Genomic DNA, 16,250 nt, shown 5'->3' with positions numbered 1-16,250 from the left:
GAAGGAAGGAACTCGGTGAGCAGTTCACCCGGCAAACCGGTCAAAGCCAATATCTTCGCTGCTGGGGCAGTGCTGTGGCGAAAGTCTCCCGGCAATCCCGACGAGATCGAGATCGCGCTCATTCACCGGCCCAAATACGAGGACTGGTCATTCCCGAAGGGAAAGCTCGACCCCGGAGAGACCGCCGTGGTGGCCGCACTGCGTGAGGTGGAAGAAGAGACGGGTATTCGCGGGCGCCTCGGCCGGCATCTGGGCGCGTTGACATATCCGATTCCGGGCCACCGCCGATTGAAACGAGTCGAGTACTGGGCGGCAGAAGCCCGCGCCGGTGAATTCGTCTCCAACAGCGAAGTGGACGAGATGCGGTGGCTTCCCGTATCCGAGGTGGCCGATCAACTGTCGTATCCCATGGATCGCAAGATGCTCCGCCGATTCACGGCCCAGCCACCCGACACCGCGACCGTGCTCCTGGTCCGGCACGCCAAGGCTGGAAGCCGGAAGCGGTACAAGGGCGACGACACCACCCGGCCCCTGGATACGAACGGCCTACACCAGGCCGAGGCGCTCGTCCCGCAGCTCGAAGCGTTCGGGGCCACCGTCATCACGTCCGCCGACCGGACGCGGTGCACACAGACGGTCGAGCCGCTGGCGCGCGCGCTGGACACGACCGTCCGGTTGGATCCGCTGCTGTCCGAGGAGAGTTACACCGCCGACCCGGTGGCCACCCGCACGAGGGTCCGTAAGATCGCCGCTCTCGGCGGAGTTCAGGTGATCTGCAGTCAGGGAGGCGTCATTCCCGATCTGCTCGACTGGTGGGCGGAGAACGACGGCATCACACTTCCCCCGGCGCGGAACAGGAAGGCGAGCACCTGGGTGCTTTCGCTGTCCGGCGGCAAACTCATCGCCGCCGATCACATCGACAGTCCGCTGCCTCCCACTCGGAAGGACTGAGCCCTACCGGCCAGAGTTCACCGGGAGGCCAGGAGAACACTGACAGGCGCCAACCCCCAGGGTCGGCGCCTGTCAGTGTTCGGGCAGTCCCGTGTGCGCTGTATTACTTGGCGCGCTTCGCGGGAGCCTTCTTTGCTGCGGTCTTCTTGGCAGCCGTGGTCTTGGCCGGAGCCTTCTTGGCTGCAGTCTTCTTGGCTGCAGTCTTGGCCGGAGCCACCTTCTTCGCCACGGTCTTCTTCGCAGCCGTGGTCTTGGCCGGAGCCTTCTTGGCTGCAGTCTTCTTGGCTGCAGTCTTGGCCGGAGCCACCTTCTTCGCCACGGTCTTCTTCGCAGCCGTGGTCTTGGCCGGGGCCTTCTTGGCTGCGGTCTTCTTCGCGGCCGTGGTCTTGGCCGGGGCCGCCTTCTTGGCTGCGGTCTTCTTGGCAGCCGTCTTCTTTGCAGCAGCCTTCTTGGCGGCAGCCTTGGTGGCGGGCGCCGCTGCGCCGCGCTTGACTGCCGGACCGGTGGCCGGAAGCTTCTGGCCGCCAGCGATAACCGCCTTGAACTGAGCGCCCGGACGGAACGCCGGCACCGACGTCGGCTTGACCTTGACGGTCTCACCCGTGCGCGGGTTGCGTGCGACACGTGCTGCGCGACGACGCTGCTCGAAGACGCCGAAACCGGTGATGGTCACGCTGTCGCCGCGGTGCACTGCCCGGACGATCGTGTCCACGACATGCTCGACAGCTTCCGTTGCCGTGCGCCTGTCCGTGCCCAGTTTCTCGGTCAGAACATCGATGAGCTCTGCCTTATTCATTGAAATTCCTCCGCGAACTAATGGTCCATCATCGGACCGACTACGAACTACGGTAAACCTGAATACCGCAGGAGTCTATGTGCCACGCCAATTCTCATACAACGCGGCACCATTCTCAGGAACTTATTATCTGGCAGACAGGGCTCCTATTCCAACTTTCAGTCGGCAGGAGTGGGCTCCGGAAGAGTCGCAGGTTTCCAAGAAGGCCTTGACTTTTCGAACTCGGAAATGGCTTCTACCTGCCGTAATGTCAATCCGATGTCGTCCAGACCCTCGATCAGACGCCACCGCGTGTAGTCATCAATCGCAAAGGGCACCACGGTGGTTCCGGCCGTCACAGTCTTGTTCTCGAGGTCGACAATCAATTCGAGACCGGGTTGCTCGTCGAGCAACTTCCAGAGCAGTTCGACGTCCGACTGGGCCACCTGAGCGGCCAGCAGACCGGCCTTGCCGGCGTTCCCCCGGAAGATGTCGGCGAAGCGAGACGCGATCACGACCCGAAATCCGAAGTCGGATAGCGCCCACACGGCGTGCTCGCGGGAGGAGCCCGTGCCGAAATCGGGCCCGGCCACCAGAACGCTGCCCTTGTCGTACGGGGCGACGTTCAGAACGAAGTTCGGATCGTTCCGCCACGCGGCGAACAGACCGTCCTCGAAACCGGTGCGGGTCACTCGTTTCAGGTAGACCGCCGGAATGATCTGGTCCGTGTCCACGTTGGATCGCCGCAGCGGAACGCCGATACCTTTGTGTGTGCTAAAGGATTCCATCGAAAAATCTCCTAAATTCCTTGGGTCCTAGGCCAGATCTGTCGGCGCGGACAGTGTTCCCCGGACTGCGGTCGCGGCGGCGACCAGCGGCGAAACCAGGTGAGTCCGGCCGCCCTTGCCTTGACGGCCTTCGAAATTGCGGTTGGACGTGGAGGCCGAACGCTCGCCGGGCGCGAGCTGATCCGGGTTCATCCCGAGGCACATCGAGCACCCCGCCTGCCGCCATTCGGCGCCCGCGGCGGTGAAGATCTCGCCGAGACCCTCCTTTTCGGCCTGCGCACGAACGCGCATCGAGCCCGGCACGATCAGCATCCGGACCCCGTCGGCGACGTGGCGGCCACGCAACACGTCGGCCACGGCCCGCAGATCCTCGATCCGACCGTTGGTGCACGAACCCACGAAAACTGTGTCGATCGCCACCTCACGCAACGGAGTTCCGGCTTCGAGACCCATGTAGGTCAACGCCTTCTCCGCGGCGTGACGCTCGCTCTCGTCCACGATCTCGGCCGGATTCGGCACGGCCTCGCCGAGCGGCAGCCCCTGCCCCGGGTTGGTGCCCCAGGTCACGAACGGCGTCAGGGAACTCGCGTCGATGTGGACCTCGTTGTCGAAAACCGCACCCTCGTCGGTCTTCAACTGCTCCCAGGCCTCCACCGCGGCGTCCCAGTCGGCGCCCTTCGGCGCGTGGGGACGTCCCTTGATGAATTCGTAGGTGATCTCGTCGGGGGCGATCATGCCTGCCCGCGCACCCGCCTCGATGGACATGTTGCAGACGGTCATCCGCGCTTCCATCGACATCTTCCGGATCGCTTCGCCGCGGTACTCCAGGACGTAGCCCTGGCCTCCGCCCGTTCCGATCTTCGCGATGACGGCCAAAATGAGATCTTTACTCGTCACGCCGTCGGGCAATTCGCCGTCCACGGTGATCGCCATCGTCCGGAAAGGACGCAACGACAACGTCTGCGTCGCCATGACGTGTTCGACCTCACTGGTGCCGATGCCCATCGCGAGCGCGCCGAAGGCGCCGTGGGTGGACGTGTGGCTGTCACCGCACACCACGGTCATGCCGGGCTGGGTGAGACCCAGCTGGGGTCCGACGACGTGGACGATGCCCTGGTCGATGTTTCCCATCGGGTGCAGCCGGACACCGAATTCCTCACAGTTGCGCCGCAGCGTGTCCACCTGAGTCTTGGAGACGGGGTCGGCGATCGGCTTGTCGATGTCGACGGTGGGGACGTTGTGGTCCTCCGTGGCAATCGTCAGGTCGGGCCGGCGCAGCGGGCGCCCCGCCAGCCGAAGTCCGTCGAATGCCTGCGGACTCGTCACTTCGTGAACGAGATGCAGATCGATGTAGATGAGGTCGGGGTTGTCTCCCTCACCCCGGACCACGACGTGGTCGTCCCACACCTTCTCTGCCAGGGTGCGTGCTTTCTCCGCCATCTTCTCCACCTCTGTGTGTCCTCTCGCACCGCGGGCTTCGGGCCGGTCCGCCGTGCGCTTGATGTCGTTACCCTCTTCCCGGACACGCACTCGACGTGAGACGAAGGTGCGCTATGATCCCAGTATGCGAGAAAGTGGTATCGACCTATGAGACAGCATAGCGGCATCGGAGTCCTTGACAAAGCGGTGGGCGTGCTGCATGCCGTGGCCGAGAAGCCCTGCAGCCTCACCGAACTGTGCTCGCGCACCGGACTCCCCCGCGCCACCGCCCACCGGCTGGCCGTCGGGCTCGAGGTCCACCGCCTCTTGACCCGCGACTCCGACGGGCTGTGGTGCCCCGGTCCCGGCCTCGCCGAACTCGCTGCAACGGCTAACGATCCGCTCGTCTCGGCGGCGGCGCTCGTCCTTCCGCGGCTGCGCGAGATCACCGGTGAGAGCGTGCAGTTGTACCGCCGGGAAGGCACCCAGCGCATCTGTGTGGCGGCGATGGAGCCGCCCACGGGTCTCCGCGACACCGTTCTCGTCGGGGCACGACTGCCGATGAGCGCCGGCTCGGGCGCCAAGGTCCTTCTCGCCTGGGCCGACCCACAGACCCAGCGCGCGATTCTTCCCGACGCGGCGTTCGGCGAACGCGTGCTGCTCGAGGTCCGCAGGCGCGGCTGGGCACAGAGCGCCGCCGAGCGGGAACCCGGTGTCGCCAGTGTCGCCGCACCCGTGCGGGATGCCGGCGGCGCTGTCATCGCAGCAATTTCGGTGTCCGGTCCCATCGACAGAATGGGCAGGCGACCGGGCGCCCGTTGGGCGGCCGACCTTCTCGCCGCCGCCGAGGCGTTGCACAAGAGGCTCTGATCGACCACGACCGACGTTCACCGCGACAGGAGAAGCCGATGGGGAAGAACCAACGATCGCAGATCACGATGACGGATTCGGAGATCGCCGAATTCGTGGATCGGAGCCGGATCGCCACGCTCGCAACGGTGGCAGCGGACGGCCGGTCCCATCTGGTCGCCATGTGGTACGCCGTGATCGACGGCGAGATCTGGTTCGAGACGAAGTCGAAATCGCAGAAGGCGGTCAACCTGCGCCGTGACGACCGCGTCACCGTCCTGATCGAGGACGGCCAGACGTACGACACCCTGCGCGGAATCTCCGTCGAGGGCCGGGCGGAGATCGTGGAGGACCCGGACGCGATGTTCGCGGTCGGCGTCAGCGTGTGGGAACGGTACACCGGGCCCTACACCGACGATCTGCGTCCCGCCATCGATCAGCTGCTGCACAAGCGGGTTGTCGTGCGGATCGTTCCCGAGCGCATCAGAAGCTGGGATCACGCCAAGCTCGGCCTGCCCGCGATGCCGGTGGGCGGGACCACGGCCGCGTACCTGGAGACGGCCGACCGCCGCGCCTGACACCGCGCAGAAAAAACGGGAGCATTCTCGGTGCCCTCGGCGTAGCTTCACAGAGTGAACCGGCTACCCGAGGGAGTTCACCATGACCGACGCCAGTAACGAGGACACGAAAAAGAAATTCCGCGAAGCACTCGAGCGGAAGAATCATCAGGCCGGACTGTCCACCGATCACAAGGACGGACATTCCAAGGCGCACGAGGCGCATGGGCCTGCCGACCACAAACGCGAATTCCGCCGCAAGACGGGATGAACGACATATCGTCCGGATAAAAAGAAACACCCTCCAATTTCTTGGAGGGTGTTTCTTTTTGTAGCCCCGACGGGATTCGAACCCGCGCTACCGCCTTGAGAGGGCGGCGTCCTAGGCCGCTAGACGACGGGGCCAGGAACTTTGTCTTGCTTTGGAAGCTCAGCAAGCATAGCTTCCAGAAGTTCGGAGTCAAAATCGGCCGAACTTCCGCTGGGGTACCAGGACTCGAACCTAGAATGGCGGTACCAGAAACCGCTGTGTTGCCAATTACACCATACCCCAATGGCCGTTCTCGAACCGCTGAGCTTCTGGGCTCTGCGGCCCGCCTCGGGCCGAAGAAGAGATTACCAGCCTACTGCCGGGATTTACCAAATCGTCTGGTCAGAGGCTGTTTTTACACCCTTTTCGGCCCGAGAGCGGCGTCCTAGCCGGCGACGCCGGCCCGCGCAGAGCGCAGCCGGGACAGCGACACGTCGCGTCCGAGCAGTTCCATCGATTCGTAGAGCGGCGGGCTGATGTGCGAGCCCGTCACGGCCACCCGAACCGGCGCGAACGCCTTACGTGGCTTGAGGCCCAGTTCGTCCACGAGAGCGGTCTTGAGGGCCTCTTCCAGTGAGGCCGCATCCCATGCCTCGACTGCGTCCAGCGACGCGAGGGCGGCGTCGAGAACCGGTGCGGAGTCGGCGCCCAGGTTCTTGGCAGCGGCGGCCGGGTCGATCGCGAAGTCGGCCTCGTCGACGAACAGGAACTTCAGCAGATCCCAGGCGTCGGACAGGACCACGATGCGCGTCTGGACCAGTTCGGCGGCGGTCGCGAAGACGGACTCGTCCACGGTCTCCCCGAGATGACCGTGGAGCGTCAGGAACGCGCGCAGGCGCGCGGCGAAATCAGCGGGCTCGAGCAGCCGGATGTGCTCGGCGTTGATCGCGTCGGCCTTTTTCTGGTCGAACCGGGCCGGATTGGAATTGACCTTGGAGATATCGAAGGCGGTGACCATCTCGTCCAGCGAGAACACGTCGTGGTCGTCGGAAATGCCCCAGCCCAGCAGCGCCAGGTAATTCAACAATCCCTCCGGAACGAAACCGCGGTCTCGATGGATGAAGAGGTTCGACTCGGGATCGCGCTTGGACAGTTTCTTGTTGCCCTGCCCCATGACGAACGGCAGATGCCCGAACCTCGGAGTGAAATCGGCCACGCCGATCCGCTGCATCGCCTCGTAGAGGGCGAGCTGCCGCGGCGTCGACGACAGCAGGTCCTCGCCGCGCAGCACGTGTGTGATCTTCATCAACGCGTCGTCGACCGGGTTGACCAACGTGTACAGCGGAATCCCGTTGCCGCGGGTGAGGGCGAAGTCGGGAACGGTTCCGGCCTTGAACGTCGTCTCGCCGCGCACGAGGTCGTCCCACGTCAGGTCGTGGTCCGGCATCCGCAGCCGGACCACGGGCTTGCGGCCCTCGTCGAGGAACGCCTGTCGCTGATCCGGCGTCAGATCACGATCGAAGTTGTCGTAGCCGAGCTTGGGATCGCGGCCGGCCGCCTTGTGCCGCTCCTCGACCTCCTCGGGCGTCGAGAACGACTCGTACGCCTCGCCCGCCGCGAGCAGTTTCGCGACGACGTCCAGATGCAGGTCCCGTCGCTGGGACTGACGGTAGGGCTCGTACGGTCCCCCGACCTCGGGGCCCTCGTCCCAGTTCAATCCGAGCCAGCGCAGCGCGTCCAGGATCGCCTGGTACGACTCCTCGCTGTCACGGGCAGCATCGGTGTCCTCGATGCGGAACACGAACGACCCACCGTTGTGACGGGCGAACGCCCAGTTGAACAGGGCGGTTCGGACGAGCCCCACATGCGGGGTTCCGGTGGGCGACGGGCAGAAACGGACGCGAACTTCGCTTGTGGTCATGGCTCACTTGGGTCGACGCTGGGAAAACGGACTCCTACAGGCTAGTCCGCTCCCGATGTCGACACGAGAGCCGTCAGCGCTTGGCGGTCACCGGATTGGTGAGGGTGCCGATGCCACCGATGGTCACGCTCACGCTCTGGCCGTCCACGATCGGACCGACGCCTTCCGGGGTACCCGTGAGAATGACGTCGCCCGGGAGTAGCGTCATGACGGCCGACACCCATTCGATGATCTTCGGAATGTCGTGCAGCAGAAGCGAAGTGTTGCTCCGCTGCTTCACCACTCCGTCCACCTCGGTGGTGATGTCGACGTCGGACGCGTCGAGCTGGGTCTCGATCCACGGTCCCAGTGGGCAGAACGTGTCGTGGCCCTTCGCTCTCGTCCACTGCCCGTCGTGGCGCTGGTGGTCACGGGCCGTCACGTCGTTGGCGGCGGTGTACCCGAGCACCACGTCGAGGGCCTTGGCTGCGGGCACATCCTTGCAGGGGCGCCCGATGACGACCGCGAGTTCTCCTTCGTAGTGAACTTCATTGGAGGACTTCGGCAGGACGATTGCGGCGTCGGGGCCCACGATCGAGGTGTTGGGCTTGAGGAAGATCACAGGATCGGCCGGCGCCTCTCCCCCCATCTCGGCGGCGTGGGCGGCGTAGTTCTTTCCGATCGCGACGACCTTGCTGGCGAGGATCGGTGCCAGCAGTCGCACGTCGGCGAGCGGCCAACTCCGGCCGGTGAAAGTGGGGGTGCCGAACGGGTGCTCGGCGATCTCCTTCGCGATCCGGGACTCCTCGTCCCCCTCGATACTGACGAACGCAACACCATCGGGACTTGCCACTCGACCAAGACGCATGGCGCCGAGTCTATCGGCCCGGGTTCAGCGCCGTGCCGGGACGCCGAGGGACGCGGGGTATAGACTCCGTATGCTCCCCAATATATGAGACTGCAATCCTAGATATTGAGATAACATGACTGCATCGATCGACACGCCGTCCGCCGTCGGAACTGCCCGCAGATGGTGGATGCTCACCCTCGGGATGTTCGCCCAGGCCGCACAGGCGGTCTTCGTCAACGGCGTCGCCTTCCTGATCCCCGAACTCCAGGAGAATCACGGGCTCAGCCTCGCCCGCACCGGACTCCTCGTCGCCGCACCCACCCTCGGAGTCATGCTGACGCTGATCGCGTGGGGCGCCCTCGCCGATCGCTACGGCGAACGCCGAGTGCTGGCCGCCGGGATGGCGGCCACGGCGGCTGCGGGAATCGGCGCGGCCCTGTCCGGATCACTCACGGCCACCGCGGCCTTCCTGCTGCTCGGCGGCATGGCGGCCGCCTCGGCGAATGCCGCGAGCGGACGCGTCGTCGTCGGATGGTTCCCGCCCGAGCGCCGCGGACTGGCGATGGGTATCCGGCAGATGTCGCTGCCGCTCGGCATTGCCTGCGCTGCGCTGACGCTGCCCTCGGTCGCACACGACCACGGCATCGGATGGGCGCTCGCGCTGCCCGCCATCCTGTGCGCGACCGCCGCGCTGGCCTGTGCACTCTGGGTTGTCGATCCGCCCAGGCCGAGCCGAAGCGCCGCGGCGGATCTCGGCATGCTCGCGAATCCGTATCGCGACAGCAGCACACTGTGGCGCATCCACGCCGTCTCGGTGCTGCTCGTCGTGCCCCAGTACACGGTGTGGACCTACGCGCTCGTGTGGCTGATCTCCGAAAGGCATTGGGAAGCAACGGCGGCAGGCCTGATCGTGACGTTCGCCCAGATCCTCGGCGCGTTCGGCCGGATGGGAGTCGGTTTCTGGTCCGACGTGGTGGGCAGTCGTATGCGTCCGCTTCGCTGGGTCGCCCTCGCCGGCGGAGTGTCCATGGTGGCGCTCGCCGTGACGGATGCGATGGATACACCGGTGGCGATCGTGGCGCTGCTCGCGGCGTCGGTCGCGACGGTGGCACCGAACGGCCTCGCCTTCACCGCCGTCGCCGAGATCGCGGGCCCGTTCTGGGGCGGACGCGCGCTCGGTGTCCAGAACACCGGTCAGTTCGTCGCGGCCTCGATCGTTCCCCCGGTGTTCGGCGCACTGATCGGAATCGTCGGTTTCCCGGTGACTTTCGCCATAGCTGCGGCATTTCCGGCAGCCTCGATACCACTGATCCCTGTGGCCCGGTCCGAAGACCGGGCCACAGGGATCGAGGGAGACAAGATCGAATCGCGGTCCTAGAGGGCGGCGGCGATCCGGTCGCCGACCTCCGACGTGACGACCTTCGAGTCGCCGCGGGACGCCAGATCGGCCTCGACGGCAGCTTCGATGCGCGCGGCATCGCCGTCCCGGCCGAGGTGACGCAGCAGCAGCGCCGCGGACAGGATGGCCGCCGTGGGATCCGCGATCCCCTGGCCGGCGATGTCCGGGGCGCTGCCGTGCACCGGCTCGAACATCGACGGGTTCGTCCCCGACGCGTCGATGTTCCCCGACGCCGCCAGTCCGATGCCTCCCGTGACCGCACCCGCGAGGTCGGTGATGATGTCGCCGAACAGGTTGTCCGTGACGATCACGTCGAATCGCGACGGATCGGTGACCATGTAGATGGTGGCCGCATCGATGTGGCAGTACGCCGTCTCCACGTCCGGGTATTCGGCCGACACCGTCTCCACGGCACGCGTCCAGATCGCACCGGCGTTGGAGAGGACGTTCGTCTTGTGGATCAGGGTGACGTGCTTACGCCGGGTCTGCGCGAGCGCGAACGCGTACCGCACCACCCGCTCGGCACCGAACCACGTGTTGATCGACACCTCGGTCGCGATCTCGTGCGGGGTGCCGACGCGAATCGCGCCACCGTTGCCGGTGTACGGACCCTCGGTGCCCTCGCGCACGACCACGAAGTCGATGTCCGGCTGCGCCGCGAGCGGCGACTTCGACCCCGGATAGAGCTGCGACGGACGCAGATTCACGTGATGATCCAACGCGAATCGCATGTTCAGCAGCAGCCCCCGCTCGAGCACACCCGGGGTCACCGACGGGTCGCCGATGGCGCCCAGCAGAATCGCGTCGTGCTCGCGGATCGCCGCGAGATCGGCATCCGGGAGCAGTTCCCCGGTGGCGTTGTATCGACGGGCACCGAGGTCGTACTCGGTGGTCTGGAGATCGGGTACGAGCTTCCGCAGCACCTTCAGTGCCTCGGCCGTGACCTCGACACCGATGCCGTCACCCGGAATGACCGCAAGCTTCATGAACGCCTCACTTCACATAGAGCTGTGCGCGTGCCACGACAACGGGGGTCGTGACACGCGCACAGTGGGGATTAGGCCAGGTTGACGAGCTCGATCTTGGTGGCGCCGACGGCGGTGGAGATCGCGTCCCGCACCTCGCTCGGCACCTCCCGGTCGACGCGGAGGAGGATGGTCGCGCCCTCGCCCTCGGCGTCCTGGCTGAGCTGCGCAGCCTGGATGTCGATGCCGGCGTTGCCGAGCTGCGTGCCGATCTTGCCCAGCGCGCCGGGCTGATCGGTGTAGTTCACCACCAGGTTGAGACCCTCGGCGCGCAGTTCGAAGTTGCGGCCGTTGATGTTGACGATCTTCTCGACCTGCTGCGGGCCGGTCAGCGTGCCCGAGACGTTGATGACGCTGCCGTCGCCGAACACCGCGCGCAGGTCCACCACGCTGCGGTGGTTGGGGCTTTCGGCGGCCTTGGTGACCTCGGCCGTGACGCCGCGCTCTTCCGCGAGTGCGGGAGCATTGACGAACGTGACCGCGTCCTCGATGACGGCGGAGAACACACCGCGCAGAGCCGAGAGCGCGAGCACCTCGACGTCCTCGGAGGCCAGCTCGCCGCGTACGTCGACCGAGAGGTTGACGGGCAGTTCACCCGACAGGGCCCCGATGAGAACACCCTGCTTGCGGACGATCTCGAGCCACGGGGCAACTTCCTCGCCCACGGCGCCACCCGACACGTTTACGGCGTCGGGAACGAAATCGCCTGCGAGAGCGAGCAGTACGGACTTCGCGACGTCGGTTCCGGCGCGGTCCTGAGCCTCGGTCGTGGAGGCACCGAGGTGCGGCGTCACGACGACCTCGGGCAGGTCGAACAACGGGCTGTCGGTGCAGGGCTCGGTCTCGAACACGTCGAGGCCCGCGGCACGCACGTGACCCGACTTGATGGCCTCGGCCAGCGCTGCCTCGTCGATCAGACCGCCACGGGCGGCGTTGACGATGACGACGCCCTTCTTGGTCTTCGCCAGGTTCTCCGTGCCGAGCAGTCCCTTGGTCTCGGGAGTCTTGGGGAGGTGCACAGAGATGAGGTCGGCCCGCTCGAGCAGTTCGTCGAGGGTGACGAGCTCGATGCCGAGCTGCGCGGCACGGGCGGCCGACACGTAGGGGTCGTACGCGATGACGTGCGTCTCGAACGCGGCGAGCCGCTGCGCGAACAGCTGGCCGATGCGGCCGAGGCCGACGACGCCGACGGTCTTGCCGAAGATCTCGACACCGTTGAACTTGCTGCGCTTCCATTCACGGTCGCGCAGGGTGGCGTCGGCCGCGGGGATCTGGCGCGCGGTGGCGAGCATCAGTGCGACGGCGTGCTCGGCTGCCGTGTGGATGTTGGAGGTCGGCGCGTTGACGACCATGACACCACGCTCGGTGGCGGCGGCCACGTCGACGTTGTCGAGGCCGACGCCGGCCCGGGCGACGATCTTGAGCTTGGTACCGGCCGCCAGGACCTCGGCGTCCACGGTGGTGGCGGAACGGACGAGGATCGCGTCGGCCTCGGGCACCGCCGCGAGCAGGGCCGGGCGATCAGGTCCGTCGACCCATCGCACCTCCACACCGTCGCCCAATGCCTCGACGGTGGACGGCGCGAGCTTGTCGGCGATCAGAACTACAGGACGGCCTGGCTGGCTCACGTGCAAACTCCCTGAATAGGTGGGTGTGGGGGTGTTTTAACCACACACAGCTTAGTCCGCCCTGACAGGGAAACCGCATCCTGGTCTGCAATACCACATAGTGGACGCCTGCAACAACGGAATCGGACACGAAACAACACCGGCCCAATGTCACATCGGGGGCCTCTGACGAGACCGATGCGGCATCGGGCCGGTGGTTCGGTGGAACAGAAAAGCAGTGAAACCTAGGCGGTTTCGGTGATCGGCCGGTCGACCCAGCTCATCAGGTCGCGCAGCTTCTTGCCGGTGACCTCGATCGGGTGCTCGGCGTTGGCCTTGCGCAGGCCCTCGAGCTCGGTGTTGCCGTTCTCGACGTTGGCGACGAGGCGGCGGGTGAACTCACCCGACTGGATGTCGGCCAGGATCGCCTTCATGCGCTCCTTGGTGCCGGCGTCGATGACGCGCGGGCCGGAGAGGTAGCCACCGAACTCCGCGGTGTCGGACACCGAGTAGTTCATGCGGGCGATGCCACCCTCGTACATGAGGTCGACGATGAGCTTGAGCTCGTGCAGCACCTCGAAGTACGCCATCTCGGGCGCGTAGCCGGCCTCGACCATGACCTCGAAACCGGTCTTGACCAGTTCCTCGGTGCCGCCACAGAGCACGGCCTGCTCGCCGAAGAGGTCCGTCTCGGTCTCTTCCTTGAACGTGGTCTTGATGACGCCGGCGCGGGTGCCGCCGATGCCCTTGGCGTAGGACAGCGCGAGGGCCTGGCCCTCACCCTTCGGGTCCTGGTCGATCGCGATGAGCGCGGGAACACCCTTGCCGTCGACGAACTGACGACGCACCAGGTGGCCGGGGCCCTTGGGGGCGACCATGCCGACGGTGACGAACTCCGGAGCCTTGATCAGGTCGAAGTGGATGTTGAGGCCGTGTCCGAAGAACAGCGCGTCGCCGTCCTTCAGGTTGGGCTCGATGTCATTGGTGAAGATCGACGCCTGCGCGGTGTCGGGTGCGAGCACCATGATCACGTCGGCCCACTCGGAGACCTCGGCGGGGGTACCGACGGTCAGGCCCTGCTCCTCGGCCTTCGCGCGGGACTTCGAGCCTTCCTTGAGGCCGATACGCACATCGACGCCCGAGTCGCGCAGGCTCAGCGAGTGCGCGTGGCCCTGGCTTCCGTAACCGATCACAGCGACCTTACGGCCCTGGATGATCGACAGATCGGCATCGTCGTCGTAGAACATCTCGACTGCCACAGTTCAACCTCTTTCTTGGATTTGCGTATCTAAAGTACTAGCGAGTGGCCGTGATGGACTTCGGCCCCCGTCCCACGGCCACGACCCCGGACTGCACGATCTCCCGGATACCGTACGGATCGAGCATCCGCAGCAGCGCATCCAGCTTGGATCGCGTCCCAGTCGCCTCGATCGTGACCGACTCCGGGGAGACGTCGATCACCTTGGCGCGGAACAGATTCACCGTCTCGATCACCTGCGTGCGCACGCTGGCGTCGGCTCGCACCTTGATGAGCACCAGCTCGCGGGCGACGGAGGCCTCACCGTCCTGCTCGACGATCTTGATGACGTTGATGAGCTTGTTGAGCTGCTTGGTCACCTGCTCGAGCGGGAACTCGTCGACGGTCACGACGATGGTCATGCGGGAGATCTCGGGAAGCTCGGTGCCACCGACGGCGAGCGACTCGATGTTGAACCCACGACGCGAGAACAGCGCGGCCACCCTGGCCAGCACGCCCGGCTTGTCCTCGACGAGAACACTGAGGGTGTGGCTGGTGCTCACTGATCTTCCTCCCCGGCCGCTGCGGCCGTGCCCGAACGCTGCTCGCGCTCCATGGCCTCGTGAATGACGGCCGGCTCGGCGGCCGCCTCGTCGTCGTCGAACAGCGGACGGATGCCCCGCGCCGCCATGATCTCGTCGTTGCTCGTGCCCGCAGCGACCATCGGCCACACCTGGGCGTCGGCGCCGACGATGAAGTCGATCACCACCGGCTTGTCGTTGATGGCCTGCGCCTCACGGATCGCCGCCTCGACGTCTTCTTCGCGCTCGACGCGAATGCCGTGGCAGCCCAACGCCTCCGCCAGCTTGACGAAGTCGGGGATGCGGATTGCGCCATGCGTGCCGAGGTTGGTGTTGGAGTAGCGCTCGTCGTAGAACAGCGTCTGCCACTGGCGCACCATGCCGAGGTTGCCGTTGTTGATGAGCGCAACCTTGATCGGGATGCCCTCGAGCGCGCAGGTGGCGAGTTCCTGATTGGTCATCTGGAAGCAGCCGTCACCGTCGATGGCCCACACCTCGGTGTCGGGCATGCCCATCTTGGCGCCCATCGCGGCGGGAACGGCGTAGCCCATCGTGCCGAGACCGCCGGAGTTCAGCCAGGTGCGCGGCTTTTCGTAGTTGACGAACTGCGCCGCCCACATCTGGTGCTGTCCGACGCCGGCGCAGTAGATCGCGTCGGGACCGGCGAGCTTGCCGACCGCCTGGATCACGTACTCCGGGGACAGCGCCCCGTCGGAGGGACGGTCGTAGCTGAGCGGGTACGTGCGACGGATTCCGTCGAGGTACGCCCACCACTCGGTGAGGTCCAGCGTGGTTCCCGTGGCCAGGTCGGCCTTGATCGCCTCGATCAGTTCGACGATGACCTCTTTGCAGTCGCCGACGATCGGGACGTCCGCGTACCGGTTCTTGCCGATCTCCGCCGGGTCGATGTCGGCGTGGATGACCTTGGCATCGGGGGCGAACGAATCGAGCTGACCGGTGACGCGGTCGTCGAAGCGCGCACCGAGCGTGATCAGCAGGTCGCTGCGCTGCAGTGCCGCCACCGCCGCGACCGTGCCGTGCATGCCGGGCATGCCGCAGTTCAGCGTGTGGCTGTCCGGGAACGCGCCGCGCGCCATGAGGGTGGTGACCACCGGAATGCCAGTGAGCTCGGCCAGTTCGAGCAGTTCCGGAGACGATTCCGACTTGATGACGCCGCCACCGACGTACAGCACCGGGTGCTTCGCGTCGGCGATCAGGCGGGCCGCCTCGCGGACCTGCTTGCCGTGCGGCTTGGTGACGGGACGGTATCCGGGCAGCCGCATCTCCGGCGGCCACGAGAACGTGGTCTGCGCCTGGAGGACGTCCTTCGGGATGTCGACGAGCACCGCACCGGGACGACCGCTGGAGGCGAGGTAGAAGGCCTCCGCGATGATCCGGGGGATGTCGACGCCGTCGGTGATGAGGAAGTTGTGCTTGGTGATCGGCATCGTGATGCCGGAGATGTCGGCTTCCTGGAACGCGTCCGTGCCGATGAGACTGCGGCCGACCTGGCCGGTGATGGCCACGACCGGAACGGAGTCCATCTGCGCGTCGGCGAGCGGCGTCACGAGGTTGGTCGCACCGGGACCGGACGTCGCCATACAGACGCCGACCTTGCCGGTCGCCTGGGCGTACCCGGTGGCGGCGTGGCCTGCGCCCTGCTCGTGACGGACGAGCACGTGCCGGACCTTCTTCGAGTCGAAGAGCGGGTCGTAGACAGGCAGAACGGCACCACCCGGAATGCCGAATACCGTGTCGACCTCGAGCTCCTCGAGGGCTCGGACCACGGACTGGGCGCCGCTGACCCGCTCGGGGGCGAGTTGGCGGCGGCTACCGGTCTGAGTCGCGGCGGCCGCGGTCGTCGGGCTTGCTGCCCCCGACTTGCGCGGCGTGGGTTGAGGCCGTGCGGTTGGTGCGCTCACTGGGAAATCCTCTGATTCTGGCTCCGGGCAACAAAAAACCCCCGTCAGCTGATGCTGTACGAGGGTGGCGCGTCGTTATCTGGCGAGTTGAAGGAATCGACTCAGGCGACGACGCGCCGGCCGATTACGAGCAACTCATT

Annotated in this window: 15 protein-coding genes and 2 tRNA genes; 5 read left to right on the top strand and 12 right to left on the bottom strand. The window is 66.0% G+C overall.

Features of this window, described 5'->3' with window-relative positions:
- Positions 1–15 precede the first annotated feature (15 nt).
- Complete coding sequence (locus PSR88_RS33125; protein WP_009479688.1) at positions 16–951, top strand: NUDIX hydrolase; 936 nt, start codon at positions 16–18, stop codon at positions 949–951.
- A 103-nt stretch (positions 952–1,054) separates the two neighbouring features.
- Here the strand turns inward: PSR88_RS33125 and PSR88_RS33120 are convergent, their stop codons facing one another.
- The 3 genes from PSR88_RS33120 to leuC all read right to left on the bottom strand — a co-directional run bounded on the left by PSR88_RS33120 (position 1,055) and on the right by leuC (position 3,963).
- Entirely contained in the window at positions 1,055–1,747 is a 693-nt protein-coding gene (locus PSR88_RS33120) for an HU family DNA-binding protein (RefSeq protein WP_011598380.1), read from the bottom strand.
- A gap of 158 nt (positions 1,748–1,905) precedes the next feature.
- Complete coding sequence (gene leuD, locus PSR88_RS33115) at positions 1,906–2,514, bottom strand: 3-isopropylmalate dehydratase small subunit (protein ID WP_005240402.1); 609 nt, start codon at positions 2,512–2,514, stop codon at positions 1,906–1,908.
- Positions 2,515–2,541: 27 nt separating this feature from the next.
- Entirely contained in the window at positions 2,542–3,963 is a 1,422-nt protein-coding gene (gene leuC, locus PSR88_RS33110; RefSeq protein WP_009479685.1) for a 3-isopropylmalate dehydratase large subunit, read from the bottom strand.
- 138 nt (positions 3,964–4,101) lie between these two features.
- Between leuC and PSR88_RS33105 the strand changes: the two genes are divergently transcribed.
- The 3 genes from PSR88_RS33105 to PSR88_RS33095 all read left to right on the top strand — a co-directional run bounded on the left by PSR88_RS33105 (position 4,102) and on the right by PSR88_RS33095 (position 5,610).
- Positions 4,102–4,803 (top strand): IclR family transcriptional regulator, encoded by a 702-nt coding sequence (locus tag PSR88_RS33105; protein WP_005240398.1) that lies wholly within the window; start codon positions 4,102–4,104, stop codon positions 4,801–4,803.
- Positions 4,804–4,841: 38 nt separating this feature from the next.
- Positions 4,842–5,360 (top strand): pyridoxamine 5'-phosphate oxidase family protein, encoded by a 519-nt coding sequence (locus PSR88_RS33100; protein ID WP_011598378.1) that lies wholly within the window; start codon positions 4,842–4,844, stop codon positions 5,358–5,360.
- Between the two features lie 82 nt (positions 5,361–5,442).
- Positions 5,443–5,610, top strand: coding sequence for a DUF5302 domain-containing protein (locus PSR88_RS33095; RefSeq protein WP_005240394.1), 168 nt, complete (start codon positions 5,443–5,445; stop codon positions 5,608–5,610).
- Positions 5,611–5,671: 61 nt separating this feature from the next.
- Here PSR88_RS33095 and PSR88_RS33090 read toward each other — a convergent pair.
- The 4 genes from PSR88_RS33090 to PSR88_RS33075 form a co-directional block, all read right to left on the bottom strand.
- A tRNA-Glu gene (locus tag PSR88_RS33090) sits at positions 5,672–5,744 on the bottom strand.
- A gap of 76 nt (positions 5,745–5,820) precedes the next feature.
- Positions 5,821–5,892: transfer RNA gene (locus tag PSR88_RS33085), tRNA-Gln, on the bottom strand.
- Positions 5,893–6,034: 142 nt separating this feature from the next.
- Positions 6,035–7,510, bottom strand: a complete 1,476-nt coding sequence (gene gltX / locus PSR88_RS33080; RefSeq protein WP_016883103.1) for a glutamate--tRNA ligase — start codon at positions 7,508–7,510, stop codon at positions 6,035–6,037.
- Between the two features lie 73 nt (positions 7,511–7,583).
- Complete coding sequence (locus tag PSR88_RS33075; RefSeq protein ID WP_009479681.1) at positions 7,584–8,357, bottom strand: fumarylacetoacetate hydrolase family protein; 774 nt, start codon at positions 8,355–8,357, stop codon at positions 7,584–7,586.
- A 115-nt stretch (positions 8,358–8,472) separates the two neighbouring features.
- On the opposite strand from PSR88_RS33075, the gene PSR88_RS33070 reads away from it, so the two are divergent.
- Positions 8,473–9,717, top strand: a complete 1,245-nt coding sequence (locus PSR88_RS33070) for an MFS transporter (RefSeq protein WP_011598376.1) — start codon at positions 8,473–8,475, stop codon at positions 9,715–9,717.
- Here PSR88_RS33070 and PSR88_RS33065 read toward each other — a convergent pair.
- From PSR88_RS33065 to PSR88_RS33045, 5 genes are all read right to left on the bottom strand, one after another.
- Positions 9,714–10,724 carry a 3-isopropylmalate dehydrogenase gene (locus tag PSR88_RS33065; protein ID WP_011598375.1) on the bottom strand — a complete coding sequence of 337 codons (1,011 nt, stop codon included), beginning with the start codon at positions 10,722–10,724 and terminating at the stop codon, positions 9,714–9,716. The genes PSR88_RS33070 and PSR88_RS33065 overlap by 4 nt on opposite strands.
- 71 nt (positions 10,725–10,795) lie before the next feature.
- Positions 10,796–12,391 (bottom strand): phosphoglycerate dehydrogenase, encoded by a 1,596-nt coding sequence (gene serA / locus PSR88_RS33060; protein WP_011598374.1) that lies wholly within the window; start codon positions 12,389–12,391, stop codon positions 10,796–10,798.
- Between the two features lie 224 nt (positions 12,392–12,615).
- A complete protein-coding gene (gene ilvC / locus PSR88_RS33055) occupies positions 12,616–13,617 on the bottom strand; it encodes a ketol-acid reductoisomerase (protein WP_061700158.1) in 1,002 nt (333 codons plus the stop codon).
- 49 nt (positions 13,618–13,666) lie between these two features.
- Positions 13,667–14,170: an acetolactate synthase small subunit gene (gene ilvN, locus PSR88_RS33050; protein WP_005240383.1), complete on the bottom strand. Its 504-nt coding sequence runs from the start codon at positions 14,168–14,170 to the stop codon at positions 13,667–13,669.
- Positions 14,167–16,110, bottom strand: coding sequence for an acetolactate synthase large subunit (locus PSR88_RS33045; RefSeq protein WP_011598373.1), 1,944 nt, complete (start codon positions 16,108–16,110; stop codon positions 14,167–14,169). The genes ilvN and PSR88_RS33045 overlap by 4 nt, the downstream gene beginning before the upstream one ends.
- Positions 16,111–16,250: the final 140 nt, after the last annotated feature.

The sequence above is a fragment of the Rhodococcus sp. DK176 genome, from assembly GCF_038447315.2.
GTDB classification, from domain to species: domain Bacteria; phylum Actinomycetota; class Actinomycetes; order Mycobacteriales; family Mycobacteriaceae; genus Rhodococcus_F; species Rhodococcus_F jostii_A.
Note: the sequence above shows the minus strand (reverse complement) of the source record. Positions and strands in the feature narration are given on the sequence as shown.